The organism is Leptospira ellinghausenii, assembly GCF_003114815.1.
Classification (GTDB): domain Bacteria; phylum Spirochaetota; class Leptospiria; order Leptospirales; family Leptospiraceae; genus Leptospira_A; species Leptospira_A ellinghausenii.
On the sequence record NZ_BFAZ01000008.1, the window covers coordinates 62,724 to 80,085 of the forward strand.

A 17,362-nucleotide genomic window follows, 5' to 3' on the forward strand; every position below is an offset into this window, starting at 1 on the left:
TTTTTCTAATTCCTAAACAATTTACTAAACAAATCAAATAAATGAAAACAAACGTTTTCAAAGACGCATCGCCAAATCACCTAACTTCCGTGTAAAGGTAATTTTTCGCAGTCAATCTAAATTCCAGATTCTCTTCTATCTCTAGTATCTCTTTAGTGAGAATCTCCTAAAATATTTTTGTGTTCACCCAATCGTTCTCGGATCCTTTCGTTGATACCGTGTTTGGCGCACTCCGATATCACTCTCACTGCATTTTTGACTGCAAGTGCATTAGAAGATCCATGCCCAATCATACAAATCCCTTCCACACCTAACAGAAGTGCTCCACCGTATTCAGCATAATCTAAACGTTTTTTCACAGCAGTAAATGTAGATTTTAAAAGAAGTGCACCCGTTTGGGCAAGACTTGATTGTCTGATAGAATTTCGTAAAACATTAAAAATCGATTTCGCGAGTCCTTCCGTGGCTTTCAAAACTATGTTTCCAATAAAACCATCGCATACGACAACATCTACTTCTCTTCCACTGCCATACAAATCACGGCCTTCCACATTACCGACAAAATTAAAGGGAATTTTTTTTAAGAGATCAAAAGTTTTGACAGAAACGGTATTTCCTTTTTTGTCTTCTTCTCCATTGGAGAGGATGCCAACCTTTGGATTTTTGACACCAAATAGTTCGCGAGAATAAATTTCACCCATGATTGCAAATTGAGCAAGGTATTCTGGTTTGCAGTCAACATTGGCACCAGCATCTAACAAAATAACGGGTGGTCCTTCTTCCCTAGGAATGGGTGCAGCAATGGGAGGTCGTAAAACGCCAGGTAGGCGACCTAGGTGTAATAATGCAGCGGCCATAGTAGCTCCAGTGTTTCCAGGTGAAAACACTCCGATACATTCTTTGTCTGCTACTAAGCGAACTGCTTTTACTACGGAAGAATCCTCCATAGCGCGGACTGCTATGGATGGAGAATCATTCATACCGATGATCTCAGTAGAATGTATGACACGGATTTTTTCAGTGTCATAATCGAATTTTAACAGGATATCAAGTAACTCTTGTTCATCGCCAACGAGCGAAACAGACAGTCCGAATTCTCGTACTGCCAGTACCGCGCCCTCGACGATACCTTCAGGGCCGTAATCTCCGCTCATCGCGTCCACGGCGACCCACATGACGGTTAGTTATCTTCGGTCGTTTTTTTAACTTTTTGAGCGACTACGAGTTTACCCTTATAAAAACCGCAATAAGGGCATACACGGTGGGAAAGAACAAATGATCCACAATTGGAACACGGGTTTAAGTTAGGTTTGCCAATCGCATGATGGGCTCTTTTTGTTCTAACTTTCGATTTTGATTTACGTCTCTTTGGGACTGCCATGGCTATCCTCTATGGAATTATAACTGGTTTTTACTATGTTTTGGAAATCCGATGTGAAAACAATATTTTAATTTTCTAGGCTCTCGATAAGAGACCGTAATTCGGCGTGTTTGTGATAAAAAGAGGAACGATTGCTGACCAAACGGGCTGTACTATACAAAATGGACTCAAATTCTTTCAGTCCGTTGGCTTTTAAGGTGCCCCCAGTGGATACTAGGTCGACGATACAATCGGAAAGTCCTACAATGGGAGCAAGTTCAATCGAACCATAAAGTTTGATGATTTCGCAGGAAATGCCTTTGGAAAAAAAATATTCGCGAGTGAGGTTCGGGTATTTGGTTGCCACTCGCACTTTGGAACGTTTGGCAAAAAGATCAAAGTCGGGAAAGGAAGCAAGAGATAACCTACAGGCGCCTAATTTGAGATCTACAGGTGCAATTAAGTCAAAACCACCTTCCCTTAGTATGTCCCAACCAACAATCCCCGCATCCGCTGCAGCTTCTTCCACATAGGTGCAGACATCTTGTGATCTAACAAATAATAGACGGATTCTTTTGTCTTCAGAGACGTAGGTGAGTTCTTTAGAACCCTCAGATGGCAGGTTTTTTAGCCATCCTTTGGATTTCAAAAGAAGAGCAGTTTCTTCGGCAAGCCTACCTTTCGGGAGAGCCAAAGTTAACATCGGTTAGTTTTTCCCGAGTTTGAGGAGTAAATAACTTGCAAGGAGTTTTACATCTTCGCCAGATTCTGCACCATCAAGTTTGAGTGCTTTTTCTAGGAATTGTTTTGCTCCTTGTTTGTCTCCAGTTAGATACGACAATCTACCTGCTTGGTAATAAGACCATGCTTTAAACCCGTTGAGTTCACGAGCAGGTTCCACTACCGTTGCAGCGATTTTATAATTTTCTAAAGACTTTGCGTTGTTTTTTTCCCGTTCCCGGTAGTTACCAGCAATATAGAAATAGAGTGCTTTGATTTCTTTAGGAGTGTCAATTTTTTTAGCCGCATCTTCTAAGTAAGAAGCTGCTTTCCCAAACTCACCTTTCTCAGCATACAATTTAGAAAGGTCTTTCCAAACTCGAAGTTCCATTCTACCAGTACTTTGGTTTTGTAAAAATACTTCTAAACTTTGGATTTGTGCATCCAAACCAACATTTGCTTTTTGGTGTGTGAGTTTGAGGTCTTCTAAAGTAACCGTTTCTTTTTCAAAAAGATATTGCCTGTATTCAAAAAAGCCAATCACACCAGCTAACACAATAATAGCGGATGCGAGACCGATAAAAACAGACTTACGATTTTTAGATAAAAAATGAGTGAACTTTAAAAAAACAAGTTCTGCTTTTGAACCTTCAAAATCAGCGAACTCATCCTTTTCGATGAGCTCGGCTTGTTTTTTTTGTTCGATGATGTTCTTCTTATGAAACTTATCCATGGACCTATCGGTTTTGGTTTAAATTCATAAAAGATCCGATGGATTCACGTGAAGGTTGGTTGTCTTCCTTCATGTATTTAGCCATCTCTTCTCTTTCTACAGCTTTATCAAAGTCTTTGATAGAGAGGGAGATCTTTTTGTTGTTAGGTTCAATTTTCACCACAACAGTGCGAACAGAATCACCTACTTTGTATAAGTCTTCTAATTTGATGTTACGACCATCTGGGATTTCAGAAATGTGAACAAGGCCTTCGTAACCAGGTTCTACTTCCACAAACACTCCAAAACTAACGATGGATTTCACACGACCTTCTACAAGAGTACCTGGTGGGTATTTTTTGCGAAGTGCTTCGTATGGGTGCTCAGAGAGTTGTTTTAATCCACAGCTAATGCGTTGTGCATCTAAGTTGACATCTAGGATTTTGTATTGAACCGATTGGCCTTTTTTAAGGAGGTTTAGTGGATTCTTTTCTTTTTCATCCCAAGTGATATCAGAGATATGAATGAGTCCTTCGATTCCACTTTCTACCTCTACGAAAGCACCGTATTTTGTGATCCCAGTGATTTTACCTTCGAGAACATTTCCTGCACGAACGTTTGCAGAAAGAGCTTCCCAAGGGTTAGGTAGGAGTTGTTTGAGTCCGAGAGACAAACGTCTTGCTTCGAAATCAATGTCTAAAATTTCAGAGTCAACTTCTTGGCCTTTTTTCAAAACATCTTTTGGATGTGGTGGTTTTTTAGCCCAAGAAAGTTCTGTTGTATGGATAAGACCTTCTAAACCTTCTTTGAGTTCTACGAATGCTCCGAAGTTAGTAAGAGAAGTAACGATTCCTCGCACAACCATCCCTTTTTCGAGTTCTTTTTTCGCCCAAGCCCATGGGTCTTCATACAACTGTTTGATGCCAAGGGAAAGTTTATTGTTTTCCTTATCAATTTCAAGGACAATCACTTCGACTTCTGCACCGATGTTGAAGTATTGTTTGAAAGGAGCAAATTTTTTATAAGAGATATCGTTTTGGCGGAGGAGACCAACTACATCGTAAACAGAAAGGAAAACACCAAAGTTGGCGATTTTCACAACCTTTCCAGTTACCTTGTCTCCCACTTTCACTTTACCAAGGAGTTCTTCCCACTTTTCGCCATTGATTTCGTCGAGAAGGGTTTTACGAGACACCACACCAGTTCTCGTTTTTTCATTGAGTTCGATGATTTTGAATGAAAACTCTTTTCCACCTTCAGTGGATTCTTTAAAACGAACCCCTACATGAGAAGCTGGCAGGAATAATTGGATTCCTTCACTTTCTACGAGGTAACCTTTGTTTTTCACTTCACCGACAATTTTGCCTGAGAGAGGGTATCCGTTTTGGCTTGCATCTTTGATGGTTTCCCAACCAACCCTTTGGTCCGCTTCTTTTTTGGAGAGGACACAATAACCGTCGACCCGCTTTTTGATGATCGCACTGACTTTCTCACCACGTTTTGGCGTTTCAGAGAAGTCTTCACGAGAAACACGAGCTTCTAATTTTTCTCCAATATCAAGGAAAACAGTGTCACCAATGACATCGACTACAGTACCTTCGATTAGGGTGCCTTTTCCTGCGGAGTTCTCTTGTTCTTGTGCTTGTGACTGCGATTCCCACTTCTCTAATAATTCGCCGAAGGAAGTGGTCTCATTTTTGGGGGAGGATGGGTTGGTTGAATTCAATGGTTACCGGGATACAAAACTTAGATTTGCCCAGAGGGTGAAACCTTGGACAGGATAGTATTTAGGACAGTTTCTGTGTCGAGGGTGCTCGTGTCAATCAGGATTGCGTCGGAAGCTTGTTTCAGCGGAGCCACAGTACGGGTAGTGTCACTTTCGTCCCTCGCCACAATTTCCTCTTTGATGTGGTTCAGGTCGGCTTTGAAGCCCTTCGCAACTAATTCATCGTATCGGCGTTTGGCCCTGACTTCCACAGAGGCAGTGAGAAAAAATTTAAATTTCGACTTAGGGAAAACTTCGGTCCCAATGTCACGCCCATCCATCACGAGTTTGTGAGTTCTGGCAAATTCCCGGATATGGCGGTTTAAAATCTCCCGAAAGGCACGCCTTGGGGCAATGTAACGGATTTTTTTTGTGATCTCTGGATCGCGGATTTTATGGCTTATGTCCCTTTCTCCGAGGAACATGATGTTTTCGCCTTGGGAAGAGAGTTCACAATGTACGGGGATTTTGGATACGGAGAAACCAAATTCTGCCTCATCCTTCTCTAATAGAGACGCATCGGCAAGTTTTTCGGTGTAAAACGGAAATTTGGATTCATCCTCACCAGTTGTTTGGAATTTTTCCCAAATAGCAAAAGTTAGCGCACGGTAAAATGCCCCTGAATCTAAGTAATGGTATCCCAATTTCGTGGCGATCATTCGGGCAAGAGTACTTTTTCCGGAACCAGCTGGCCCATCAATCGCGATTACGTTTTCAATCGATTGTAAACTCATAAGTAGATAGGCAAATTCTAGGAATGGATTTGATTTCGTCTATAGGAATTCTTTTGCCAGAACATAAACTAACCAAGAGTATACGTATTAAGATTGACATGTTTTTTTTCGTCAGAAGGATCATGGGCAAAAGGTGGAGTTTTCGTGAAAGTTCGAAATCGTAATCTGGATCCAGAGCGAATTGCAGACTTTGAAAGTTTCCGGAGTGGCGTTCTGGAAAAAATCGTCAAAAATTCACCCTTAAAAAAAATTCTAAATGAAATTGTCGCAGGGATCGAGACACTGAACCCTTCTCTCATTTGTACCATTGTTCTCATCGAAAATTCAAAAATTAAAATTGGTGCTGCCCCTTCTCTTCCCAAAATTTATAATGATGCCATTGAAGGGATTTTGATTGGCCCTGAAGTTGGGTCTTGTGGTACGGCAGCTTATACGGGAAAACGAATCATTGTAGAAGATATCAGCAAAAGTCCACTGTGGAAAAAATACAAGGAAATTGCACTGAGTGTAGGACTTTACTCTTGTTGGTCAGAACCCATTCGATCACACACAGATGACGTTGTGGGAACATTTGCCATGTATCATCGAGAAGTTGCTAGCCCCACTGAGTTTGATATTTTTATCATTTCTGAGACTGCTGATTTAGTGAGTATCGCCATTGAAAAATCGATCACATCCACAAAACTTTTGGAAAGTGAAAAACGATTTCGCGACTTCTTTGAAAAAAATTCATCGGTGATCCTAATCATTGATCCTCTAACAGGTGACATCATCGATGCAAATGAATCTGCAGTCTTATTTTACGGTTATCCGCATGAAGCACTTTCAAAAATGAATATTGAATTCATTAACATGCTCAATCATGATGATTTAAAAACAGAAAGGATGTCGGCACTTAACGAAAACAAAAGTTTTTTTTCGTTTTCGCACAAATTAGCAAATGGCAATATCAAACAAGTAGAGATTTTCTCAACACCAATCAAATCTGACAATCGCACTGTTTTGTTTTCAATCGTTCATGATGTAACAGAACGCAAAATTGCAGAAGAAAAAGTAAATGCACTGCTTTCGGAAAAAGAAATGATACTACGTGAAGTTCACCACCGTATCAAAAATAATATGACTATTTTGAACAATTTATTGGATTTGCAAGCTAACTCCAATGAAAACGAAGCTGTCAAAACTTCCCTGAAAGAAGCGACAAGCCGAATCAAAACCATGTCTGTTTTATATGATAAACTTTATACAGAAAAGGATAACAATGAATTACAATTGAAAGATTATTTAGAACCACTCACGAACGAAATCATCTCCTTATTCCCTTATCCAGTACAATTAAACCTAAATATCGCCAATCTCAAATTAACTTCAGACCAACTCCGTGCGATAGGGATCATCACAAACGAATTATTAACCAACAGTTTGAAATATTCTAGGAATACAGCAAACAAACTTGAAATCCAAATCAAAGTATGGCAGGAAGGCGATTGTTTTTATTTGTTCATAGGCGATAATGGCAATGGTTTTAATTTTGAATTGGCTAATTCCGAAAACCAGGGTTTTGGTCTCAGTTTGGTCACCATGTTAACAAAACAAATCAACGGTGAACTTTCGTTTAATGGTGACAAACGTACTGAGTATAAATTCAAATTTCCACTCCAAAAGTTAAAATCAATTTGATTCGAATTGGTAATTAAATTTATTTTTAGCATTCCCTAAATAAGCAAATTCTAATACAAACTGCCTTTTCTCAAAAGTATCCGATGGATCACCCCAATACAATCGCATTTCTTTTTCCATTGTTTTCCAATAAAAATAATTATCTTTTGCATAATTACAAATTTGTAAGTATAATTTTTCATCCATACCTGCCCGTTTCACTTCCGGATTACAGGCATTAGGGCTTGCAAACTTCATTTTACCGTTCAGTGAGTGCAAATCCTTTGTCACCAAATAATTACGTGTGTTTGTTTGGTCAAATTGGATCAGCATTGGCAGTTTTACCTGGTCACATTTCCAATAAAAACGCAATGTAGGATCATTCACATTCACATCTTGCCAAAAAAATTCAAATTCGTTTTGATTCTGGCAAAATTCAAATGTCTTAGCATCTGCATTGGTTAGCCGAAGATTCTTTTTTGGTAAACGTGAAAACACTGATTTCTCAAATCCAAAATTCGTAAACAGGCCTCTCGGAATCCAAATTTCTGTTTCAACTTGATTGACCAATTCTTTGGCTCTTTCCTCTCCAAATTGTTTTTTTGTCTCTTGATACAATGAGTTTGATAAGGTGTTTGTAAATTCAGGGAAAAATCGATCCCCAACATTTGTTTTTGTAATCGCTTGGAAAATTGTAAGATCTGCCAATTCTTTGCCAACAACTGATCGATACTTCCACAAAAGGGAAGGGATGAATGTAAAATTCTTTTTAAAATCACTTTCGATACTGGAATCATAAAATCCGATTTCACGATCCAAACGAAAGGAACTAACAAGCAATTGTCGTTTCACTCCTTCGCAGGTTTTATGAGAATATAACTCTGGATAGTCAATCATGGAAGCAGCATAATAATCAGAAATCCCTTCCGCGAGAGAACGTCCAATTGCATTGTTTCCTAAATATTTTCCTGTGATGAGGTGTGTATATTCATGGTATATGACATCAGGACAAGCAGCAGTATCGATGATCCGATCAAAAACAAATCGATCTACAATTGGAAAATCCCATTTGGGAGCAAACCACATCTCGTTATTCCATTGCCCTTGTTTTTCCGAGGGAGGAATTGTGAGTGCAGTGTTCTTGAGTTTGACCTTGGGATCATAGTACAACGATGGGGAATACACAAAAGGTGTATCGACTCGGATGATGATTTTCTCTTTTGGAGTTGTTGTACCGTTTTTGAATCCGGATTGTTTATAAATATGATGAAATCTAGATTCAATTTTTTGGAGTTGGTAACCCAATGTGAGTAGTTTACGATTCCCATATACTTGATCTAAAAGAATTGGATCTTTTTCAAACTGGGAATGAATGGAAAAGTTTTCTAAAACATAATGTGATGTTGACTTAAGGTTTAGTTCTTCTCTTTTTATTTTTTTCGGTACAAATTGTTTCTGAAGCTGATCCCAATCCAAAACATGATCTTCCACTTGGGAAATCCCAACGATGTTTGTTGTCAAAAACAATAAGAAGATTGAAGAGAAACCAAAAAATCGTTTCTTCATTTGATACAAATTCATGGATTTCCTCCGTAAGATAAAAACTGATTCGAAAAGAATCTCGCTTTTCCATTGTATTCATTTGGAAAAGCAAGATTTAACTGGTTGGGGAAAGACAAATAGAATTGATTAGATTCCAAGCCCTACAGAGTCATACATACCGCCAGTCACGACTGTACCAAATCCACCAGCATGTACTAAGATCCCAACGATTGCGACAACTGTAACAGATGCTAAAACATTTTCCATAATTTTGAAATTGTTTCCGTGTAAGTAGTTACCAGTTGCTTCTTTTAATTGAATGGAAGAAACAATGTTGTCCAAATCTTGGTCAAGTGTTCCTGCGAATTCTGCATTTTTAATCGCTCTTTTAATTCTTACAAATTCACTTGGAGTGATATGTGCCTTTATGTATTCGTGAGCTTCTTTGTTGGTCATACCATTTCTGACTAAAGTTTTTGCTGCTTCTTTTACATTCATTTGGTTTGCTTCAGTTGCAAACATCGCTTGGGAAGCAAACACGATCGCTATCATCAAACTGATTTTCTTTTTCATGGTTTTGTCCTTGTAACAAATTTGTTTTGAGAGAAGTTTCACACTCACTCTCACAAACTTGACTCCATCATACAGCGTTTGGTTTTCCAAATCGTCTGACTGGATCGGATTGGGCGAAAAACTACGTCCGACTGGATCGAATAAGATGTTTTTTTAGAATTTTTTCTCTGTATTCTCTTGGTGTGGTTCCAGTTTCTTTTTTGAAGGCTTCATTAAAGGTAGATTTGGATCCAAAACCAACATCATAGGCAATGGCAAGCAGTGATCTTTCGGGTTCTTTTTGGATCCTGTCTTTGGCTTCGTTGATTCTGTATGAGTTAGTGAACTGATAAAAACTTTTTTTCATCTCTGAATTCAAAAACTCTGAGAGTTGGTGGGAACTTAGGTCCATTTTTTCTGCTAAATCTCGGAGGTTTAGTGTTTCATCTCGGTAAATCATTTCAATTTCAAATAATTGTTTTAAATTATCGCGGATGAGATTATGATCTAATTTTGAGATCTGAGAGATCTTTGCTTTTTTTTCATCCTGTACAATCTTACGAACTTCCAAAAAGAAATCTGGATAACTCTGGCGAATCACATATAAAATGCACAGAAAAATACCGATTGCAAGCCCTGAAATCTGGAAAGAAGTGTGATCTCCAGTAGCAATTGTATTGAGTCCATACAATGATAATGCAAAACAAAAACTGACAATTGTAGTTCCGATACGAAGCGTATAGTTTTTGCGAAACGTACTCCAGCGAATTTTTTTAGAAATACGCCAGACGATACGAATCATACACCATAAATAAATCAAAATGGTAACAAGAACCAATGCAATTGGCCTTTCTAAAAATGGGTTTTCTCCGCGACTTTCCCTTATCAAATCATTGTTATGGTTCCAAACATTCCATCCAATGATCAAAAGAAAAGATAACAAAATGGGAACAAGACGATACGACAATCTTCTGAAGGAACGAAACTTTCCTTCCAAAACAATGAGAAAATATTCATCTAATAATACACCCAAACAAGCAATCATAGGCAAATTGGTTAGATACACTGGATAAAATGAACGTATATGCCCGGAGGAAACTAGGTATAAATTGAATAAATGGTAACTGGTTCCTAAGAATATAATCCCTAGTAAAATTTGTTTTCGATTTTTATGATAACTGAAAAATTCCCCTACTGCGTAAAGAAAGGCAAGTAAGGTTGAAAATAATAAAAAAAAGTTCAATGATTCAAAATGTGTCTGAAAAAATAAATCCATTCAATTACCAACTGATTCCATTCCATTTCTGAAATTGTGTCCTTTAGACTCAAGATGCAAGAGAGCGTTCTGTTATGACCAACCCTTTTTTCTAAATGGAAGATAACATTTCTCTCGAAATCAAAAAAAAGATATGACAAAGGCCCAACACAATTTGTCCGATTCGATCGAAACGGCGGAATATACAAGTATGAATTGATCCACTTTGACGACAGTTCGTTTGGATTGTTATATCCTTAGAGCATAAAGAGGTGTCCTATGTCATTTGTTTGTTTACCCAATCCAATGTTTCAAACTAAAGTTGTTACCGATTTTTCTCCCATTCATTTGAGATCTCAAACGAATTCCAATCAGACAAATGATGAGAAAAATTTATTATTACAAGGGAACATTTATTACCATAGCCAACTTTCCATTTCAGTTTCTGTAGCTGACATGGCATTTTACTGGAAACGTTGTGATGTTTTGTCCAATTTCATCTCTCAATTTTACTTTCACTCTTTCGAATCAAAACAACTTGATCAAAATACGATTTCAACGGTAATCAATGAACTGGTTGAAAATGCTGCAAAATATTCTGACAAAGAAGAAAGTAAAATCCACATTGAAATTAAGGACTTAGGAAACCAATTAAGGATTGAAGTGAAAAATATAATCACTCCATGGATGAAGGCAATTTTTGAAAATAAAATTCAGACAATCCAATCCCATGATATCAATGAGTTATACTTCGAAGCTCTCGAAGCACATCACAAAGGGATTCCTACTTTTGGTTTGGGATTACTACGTTTGCTTAAAGATTACCAACTCCCTCTTGCTTATGAATTTACAAAACTAGAAGGAAATGATTTTGAAATCACAATGAGAGCTCATCTTTTCATTTCTGAAACTGAAACTCTCTAAGGATATTTTTTTGTTACGGTAACAACAAGATGATACAAGTTTCTTACATGTAACTGATATCACATGGATTTTAAGATATCAAAAAATCCAGGGAAACTTGTGTCGACCCAACTTGTATCATCAAAAGTAAGTTCCACACCGGAGAGTTTGGAAAGGATTGCAAAACTCATTGCAATACGGTGGTCCATAAAGGTTTCGATTTTTGTTTTTTGAATGGAACTTACTTCATCAAACTCATATCCATCCTTTACTTCCTTCACCTGAATCCCTAGTTTTTCCAAATTGGAAACCATAGAATGGATACGATCTGATTCTTTAGCCCTCAGCTCTTCCGCATGAGAAATTTGAAATCCACCTTCAGAAAAAAGTCCCGCAACGGTTAAAATAGGAATTTCATCAATGATGGAAGGAATCAAATCTTCGGTAATCACTATACGTTTGAGTTTTGATGGAAAAATGAGTAAGTCACCAATCTCTTCTCCACATTCCACTCGTTTGGCGACAATTTCAATTTTGCCACCCATATTTTGTAAAACTGTGATGATTCCAATTCGAGATGGATTGAGTCCGATATTTTTGATGAGAAGAGGTTCACTCCCTCCCCCACATAAACCAAACACAATGAAAAATGCAGCACTTGAAATATCACCAGGGATTACATACTTTGCCCCTTCAAAAAGGTAAGGAGGTTTTACGGTAAAGTGAATGGGAGAATGGTGGATGATGTTTCCGCCAAGGAAACGAATCATATTTTCGGTATGGTCTCTCGATACTTCCGATTCTTTGTAATCAATTGAGATGCCAGATGACAAAGCCGCAAGGACAAGTGCACTTTTAATTTGTGCCGAGGCAATGGGACTATGGTAGGAATAATCTTTTAATTGTTTTCCCTGGATGCGAAGTGGTGCTCTGTCGTTTCCTTCGACGGAAACAATGTCAGCCCCCATCTCTTTTAATGGGTTCATGATCCTAGCCATGGGTCGTTTGCAAAGGGAAGCATCTCCCGTCAGTGTTGCTTGTATTTGTGGGAGTCCTGCCAGTAATCCTGCAGAGAGACGAATCCCTGTCCCCGCATTTCCAAAATCCAAAACCCCTTGGGGAGACTTGAGATTCTCTTTGCCTGGGCTTATGACTGTATAACTTCCTTTTCCTAGGGAAGAGACTGAAAGTCCCATCGATTCAAAACAATGTAAGGTATGAAGCGGGTCTTCCCCTTCTAAAAAGCCATGGATTTCGGATTTCCCTTGGGAGAGGGCGCAAAAAAGCACAGACCGATGAGAGATCGACTTATCACCTGGGACATAAATTTCTTTTTTCGCATTTAATTTGAATTGTGGCTGCAACATGTTGTATTTTTCTAAAAAGTATTTTGCAATTTGGCGCTTCTTTATTAGCGTTTGTCGGAAACCTAAGTTTCCTTTACGAACAACCAAATGCCTCTAGATACCAGTAAAAATAACCAAAAGATCCCAGTCAATCCAGGTGAAGTCCTTTTCATCGGAGGTAAGTCCTCAACTTCCATGAACATCCTCCATGAGGGTTCGGTGCGAGTCGAGACCACACTCGGCGACACAAGCATTGTTTTGTACAGTTTGGAAGGAGCCAATTTAACACCAGGCATCTTTGCTTTGCTCGAAGGAACACCTTACCCTTATACCATTCGTGCTAAAACTTCATGTGTTGTATCCACATATGTCATGAACCAAGCCAATGCAAAAAAAACTCTCACTACGAAAGTATCTGTTGGCGTTATGGCAGTTCGAACCCTTCTCAAAGAAATCGGAGAACTCTACAAACGTGTATTATCCATCAAAGGTCTCTCCTCCAAGTTTGAACAAACGATGGATAATTTGGGTGCCGTTTATTATATTTTGAATCCATCTATCTTTTCTGATGTTACACCGGGAGCGATGATCACTCGAGATGAAAACATCATCGATCCTGTGATGAAACTCATCCGAAACAATTTAGCTGGTTTCCAAGAACACGGTGGGATGTTACCTGACAAACCAACAATCAACTTTTTAGAAGAAGACCACGGCGAATTTTTTGAAAAAGATTATAGTGAATCCATCGAATGGAATGATGCAGAATTCCATTTTATTCGTAAAATTTTATCTGTGAATCCTAAAATTTCACAAGCCTTGTTTGAAGCCGATCCAACTCTTTTACAAAGTGCTGCTGAAAGTTATGTAAAAACATACCGCGAGTTATTCGAACTCCTTAGTAAAGAAACTTATGATTTATCAGAAATGATGAATTCTATGTTTGTCGGAGAAAATGCACTACTGGAGAAGTTTAATCTAACATTAGATTTGTTTAATACTGGTTATTCCACAATTCCTTCCACAGTGTTACTTCCCATTACCGAGTGGGCATTAAAAAAATCCAAATCCCTTCTTGATGAATACAAACAAATTTTTGGAACTAATTATGCAAGTGTTGGCAATAGTTTAGACAAACTCGAATCCAAACAATCGGAACTTACAAATAAGTATGGACATGAACTGAATGCACAGAAAAACAAAGAGGAGGCCATTGCACAAGGTGGAGATCCAATCCGAGCAGGAATTGATACCAAAGCTCTAAAAGTGGAACTTCTTAATTCTGCAAGTCAAATCCTAAACTATTCACAAGCAGACCCAGAAGCAGTCAAAGAGTTTTCAACCTTAATGGTAAAACTGAAGTCCTTCAAAAACCCACTCGATCCAGAACCAGACAATCGTAAAATCCGAAGGACAATTGCCAAAACATATTGGGATGTGTATAAAAAATCTTTCACAAAATGGTTACAATCAGGGAAACAAGCCCCCAAAGCCGTTGAACTTATGTTACGTTATGGATACTTTGACGAAACCTTACTCGACGACGGTCATATCGTAGAACTTGTAGGCAGATTGTACCAACCGGGTGGAAATCCAAGTGCTCCGATCCACCATGGTACCGATTGGTTAGAAAAAATTTATTCTCGGGAAGTTCCTACTTCTGTTGATGAACTGGGACAAACATTTTTTGAAAAATTAAAAATGGACCTCAAAGACTCTGGGATCAAATCCGAAAAAGACATCCCACCCGATTATGATACTGGGGATGCGAGACTTGGCTCTGAAATTTCTTCTATGTATGAACCTAACGTGCGTTTGACTTCAGGAAACATTGCCAGCCATTTTCCAATTCTCACAAAATACCACATCACCATCCCTCTTGAAAAATGTTTTGTTTCCAAAGATGATGTAGAAAAAGCACTACAATACATATTAGGGATTGATTATACAGCCTTCAATCGTGAGGTAATTTACCGAAACGAAGACATTGGAATTAAAAACGAGTTTATACAAAGGTCAATCATTCCTGATTTTATCCTCGTTCCTTCCATTGGTCCAAAAATCATGATGTGGCAAGACCTTTCCATTTTCCGTGGAGCAGGATCAAAAGAATCAAGAGGTAGGATTTGTATCCCACATTTTGTAACAGGTGACCTCAAAACCTTTATGTTGGAAGCTATCGCTGCTTTCCGTTGGGAACTCTGTAAAAATATCCTTGGACCAGATTGGAATAACGTAGGGATTCCATCGATCACAGCAGATTACACGGATTATGTGCAGTTTTATAAAAAAAGTAAGGACCTTTCTCCTGAACTCAAAGAAAAAATTTCATCTGAGTTCAAACGATTCCGTACTGACCGTGATAAATTTGCCTATGATTATTCTTTATGGATCCGGTATGAAGCAGAAGGGGTACAACGTGTCAACCGTGTGGTACGTTCTATTTTTTACCGTCATATCCCATTTCATAAAAATATACGGGAAAAAATATCATCACAACCTGCGTATGCAGAACTCCATAACCGCTTCAAAAATATCCGTACACGCCAACACAAAGAATTTGAAAACAAGTACAAAAAGTACATGGATGCAAGTGGTAACTTACCAAAAGAACTGTATGAAAATTTAACTTTCTACGAAGTGTAATTTAAAATTACACTTCTTCGACAAAATAAGGTCTTGTGTATTCGCGGACGATCTCTACCACAAATCGTCCCCAGGATTTTGGGTCTTCTTGTGAGATGTTCACTTGTTTGATTTTGGGGAAATAAGCGGTTGGTTTAAAAACGGTATGGGTAAGTTCCAATGTTCGGAGGTAATTGTCCAAACGTTTTACTTTCACGAAATTGATGATTTCGGTTTGGATTTTTTCTTTTGGCAAATATCCCACGATGATCATACGAGGGAATAGGTTTTTTTTGAGAAGGCCAATGAAGTCTTCAAAACTATCCACTCGGTCAATAAAACCTTCGTAAGCACCGCCACCCAAGTTCATGATTTGGGTCACAATGTCCATAGAAAAGGAAACTCCTTCCATAGTAGACATATCAGAAATGATCACGAGACCCTCATCAGGTTGGAACACTTTGAACATATCAGCACCTTTGAAATGCCTTCTGAGCAGTTTAGCCGCAGAAACATCAATTTCCTGTGCCTTAGCGAGTAACACCTTTCCCTGAGGGTCTAAAATGGGGTCTCGGGTGATAAGATACCGCTTTTTCACGGCATTTTGGTTCATAACTCGAAAGGCCTTTACTTTTTCCTCAATTTCATCTAAGGTAGAGTAACCAATTTTGAGTACGTTTTCCCGTTTGCGTTTCCCGATGTCTGTTTCTTCCATGAAAGCTTGGTGCCTAAATCTTTGTATTGCTTATCCTATGGCAATTCTACCAATGTATAGCATATTTTTGTCTAAGGTATAAAATGCGGTTCAATTTTTACCCAATCCTATTCCTAGTCGTGTTTTTTGGATGTTCTTCCGTGGATTTTATCCCAGAACCTGATTTTCGTCCAAATGATCATCGTTATAAGGTATCTTCCTGGCAAGATGTGGAAATCCTAAGAGAAAGGCCCAAAAAACTCTTTAAAATCGTGGGAGAGGTGATCATTCGCAATACAGAAGACTTAACTTGGGAAGAGTATGAACCAAGGCTTAAAAAAGATATGTATGCAAGAAAAATTGATGGAGTGTGGATGACAGAAAAGAACCAAACCTCAATTGATACACTTTCCGTACAAACAATGGACCAAAAAGGAAGGACGACACACTCCTACCTCCAACAATCTAACTTACCTTATTGGAAAGGGTATGCCTTCCGGTATCGATAATCATATGCCAAGAAAATTTGATTCTGAAATCTATATCTCACCAGCCGACGAATGGATTTTTCGCGGAAACCCCATTGATAAAGAAGAAATCCTCACCTACTTTCGCAATAACCTCCATGGAAATGAAAAAGGTGTCTACATTGAAAATACCTTTGGTGAACTTTCGGAACATGGGTATATCAAAATTGATGGTTTCCCTTGCCATGTCTTACACGTAGAAGTTTTAGAAGAAGAGATTCTATTCCTCACCGATGATGGGAGGAGTTATCCATTTGGTACATTCGAAATTTATGAAACAAAGGACGGTGGAATCTTGGGACTCAGGTCAAATGAGGAAAAGATCAAATACCGATTCACATGGAATGCTGCAAAAGAACTATCAGATTTGTTAATCGAGGAAGGTGGATTTACTTATTTGGATTGGAAAGGGGTTAAAATGCAAATTCCAATGTATGAGGGAGAGGTAATGGTTCCCCTCCCCACTGACTATAGTTAATTGGAAGGAGCTTCTTCGTCCGCTTTTAATTCGCGCCAAAGTTCATTAGCTTCTAAAAAATCCTTTTTTAAAGAAAGTGCTTTGTGTAAGTATTGTAAGGATCTTTCAGGACGGTTCCAAAGTTTATACAAAGTTGCTAGGTTAAAATAGGAGATGTGAGGAGCATCATTTCGTTCACATCGTACTGATTTTTTTAACCAATACACTGCTTCCTTGTCATTGCCCATACGTAGAAGTAAAACACCTATTTCATTGCATGGATTCCCGTATTCATGGTCCAAACTAACGGCTTTGTAATAAGAAGCCAATGCATCACTCCAGGATCCAAGAGCGTTTTGTACAAGTCCCAAATAAAAATAGGCTTCCTCTGATTCTTCCAATTCTAAACTGGAACGAAGGTGGAATTCGGCACGGTCTAAATCACCGATTTTAAAATGGTCTTTTGCTAAATCTAAAGAAAGTTGGAAAGAACTTGAAGACAAAGAGATCC

The 17,362-nt window shown here is 38.5% G+C and carries 17 protein-coding genes; 5 read left to right on the forward strand and 12 right to left on the reverse strand.

Annotated elements, in window-relative coordinates:
* Positions 1-152: 152 nt before the first annotated feature.
* From plsX to cmk, 6 genes are all read right to left on the reverse strand, one after another.
* Positions 153-1,175, reverse strand: coding sequence for a phosphate acyltransferase PlsX (gene plsX / locus DI076_RS07490; protein ID WP_108959331.1), 1,023 nt, complete (start codon positions 1,173-1,175; stop codon positions 153-155).
* Between the two features lie 5 nt (positions 1,176-1,180).
* On the reverse strand, positions 1,181-1,381 hold the full coding sequence (gene rpmF, locus DI076_RS07495) for a 50S ribosomal protein L32 (RefSeq protein ID WP_015679024.1): 201 nt from the start codon (positions 1,379-1,381) through the stop codon (positions 1,181-1,183).
* A 67-nt stretch (positions 1,382-1,448) separates the two neighbouring features.
* Positions 1,449-2,063: an ATP phosphoribosyltransferase gene (gene hisG / locus DI076_RS07500; RefSeq protein WP_100721702.1), complete on the reverse strand. Its 615-nt coding sequence runs from the start codon at positions 2,061-2,063 to the stop codon at positions 1,449-1,451.
* Between the two features lie 3 nt (positions 2,064-2,066).
* On the reverse strand, positions 2,067-2,813 hold the full coding sequence (locus tag DI076_RS07505) for a tetratricopeptide repeat protein (RefSeq protein WP_108959332.1): 747 nt from the start codon (positions 2,811-2,813) through the stop codon (positions 2,067-2,069).
* Between the two features lie 4 nt (positions 2,814-2,817).
* The gene (locus DI076_RS07510; protein WP_100726978.1) at positions 2,818-4,518 is read right to left on the reverse strand and encodes a 30S ribosomal protein S1; all 1,701 of its coding nucleotides are present in this window, start codon (positions 4,516-4,518) and stop codon (positions 2,818-2,820) included.
* 20 nt (positions 4,519-4,538) lie between these two features.
* Entirely contained in the window at positions 4,539-5,291 is a 753-nt protein-coding gene (cmk, locus tag DI076_RS07515; protein ID WP_108959333.1) for a (d)CMP kinase, read from the reverse strand.
* A 144-nt stretch (positions 5,292-5,435) separates the two neighbouring features.
* On the opposite strand from cmk, the gene DI076_RS07520 reads away from it, so the two are divergent.
* Positions 5,436-6,971 carry a histidine kinase dimerization/phosphoacceptor domain -containing protein gene (locus DI076_RS07520; RefSeq protein ID WP_108959506.1) on the forward strand — a complete coding sequence of 512 codons (1,536 nt, stop codon included), beginning with the start codon at positions 5,436-5,438 and terminating at the stop codon, positions 6,969-6,971.
* Here the strand turns inward: DI076_RS07520 and DI076_RS07525 are convergent.
* The 3 genes from DI076_RS07525 to DI076_RS07535 all read right to left on the reverse strand — a co-directional run bounded on the left by DI076_RS07525 (position 6,963) and on the right by DI076_RS07535 (position 10,320).
* Positions 6,963-8,531: a hypothetical protein gene (locus DI076_RS07525; RefSeq protein WP_245918325.1), complete on the reverse strand. Its 1,569-nt coding sequence runs from the start codon at positions 8,529-8,531 to the stop codon at positions 6,963-6,965. The two genes, DI076_RS07520 and DI076_RS07525, sit on opposite strands and share 9 nt — an antisense overlap.
* A gap of 108 nt (positions 8,532-8,639) precedes the next feature.
* The gene (locus DI076_RS07530; RefSeq protein ID WP_108959507.1) at positions 8,640-9,065 is read right to left on the reverse strand and encodes a hypothetical protein; all 426 of its coding nucleotides are present in this window, start codon (positions 9,063-9,065) and stop codon (positions 8,640-8,642) included.
* A 121-nt stretch (positions 9,066-9,186) separates the two neighbouring features.
* The gene (locus DI076_RS07535; protein ID WP_108959335.1) at positions 9,187-10,320 is read right to left on the reverse strand and encodes an AraC family transcriptional regulator; all 1,134 of its coding nucleotides are present in this window, start codon (positions 10,318-10,320) and stop codon (positions 9,187-9,189) included.
* A gap of 258 nt (positions 10,321-10,578) precedes the next feature.
* Here DI076_RS07535 and DI076_RS07540 point away from each other — a divergent pair, with 258 nt between their 5' ends.
* A complete protein-coding gene (locus DI076_RS07540) occupies positions 10,579-11,223 on the forward strand; it encodes a DUF6272 family protein (RefSeq protein WP_174705035.1) in 645 nt (214 codons plus the stop codon).
* 59 nt (positions 11,224-11,282) lie between these two features.
* Here DI076_RS07540 and aroA read toward each other — a convergent pair whose 3' ends face one another.
* Entirely contained in the window at positions 11,283-12,569 is a 1,287-nt protein-coding gene (gene aroA, locus DI076_RS07545; protein ID WP_108959508.1) for a 3-phosphoshikimate 1-carboxyvinyltransferase, read from the reverse strand.
* Between the two features lie 87 nt (positions 12,570-12,656).
* Between aroA and DI076_RS07550 the strand changes: the two genes are divergently transcribed.
* Positions 12,657-15,194, forward strand: coding sequence for a cyclic nucleotide-binding domain-containing protein (locus DI076_RS07550; protein WP_108959336.1), 2,538 nt, complete (start codon positions 12,657-12,659; stop codon positions 15,192-15,194).
* Between the two features lie 7 nt (positions 15,195-15,201).
* Here the strand turns inward: DI076_RS07550 and DI076_RS07555 are convergent, their stop codons facing one another.
* Positions 15,202-15,888 carry a hypothetical protein gene (locus tag DI076_RS07555; RefSeq protein WP_108959337.1) on the reverse strand — a complete coding sequence of 229 codons (687 nt, stop codon included), beginning with the start codon at positions 15,886-15,888 and terminating at the stop codon, positions 15,202-15,204.
* Positions 15,889-15,971: 83 nt separating this feature from the next.
* Between DI076_RS07555 and DI076_RS07560 the strand changes: the two genes are divergently transcribed.
* Positions 15,972-16,376, forward strand: coding sequence for a hypothetical protein (locus DI076_RS07560; RefSeq protein ID WP_108959338.1), 405 nt, complete (start codon positions 15,972-15,974; stop codon positions 16,374-16,376).
* The gene (locus DI076_RS07565) at positions 16,357-16,872 is read left to right on the forward strand and encodes a hypothetical protein (RefSeq protein ID WP_108959339.1); all 516 of its coding nucleotides are present in this window, start codon (positions 16,357-16,359) and stop codon (positions 16,870-16,872) included. Before DI076_RS07560 ends, DI076_RS07565 begins: the two co-directional genes overlap by 20 nt.
* Here the strand turns inward: DI076_RS07565 and DI076_RS07570 are convergent.
* Positions 16,869-17,354, reverse strand: coding sequence for a tetratricopeptide repeat protein (locus DI076_RS07570; RefSeq protein WP_100717701.1), 486 nt, complete (start codon positions 17,352-17,354; stop codon positions 16,869-16,871). The two genes, DI076_RS07565 and DI076_RS07570, sit on opposite strands and share 4 nt — an antisense overlap.
* Positions 17,355-17,362 lie beyond the last annotated feature (8 nt).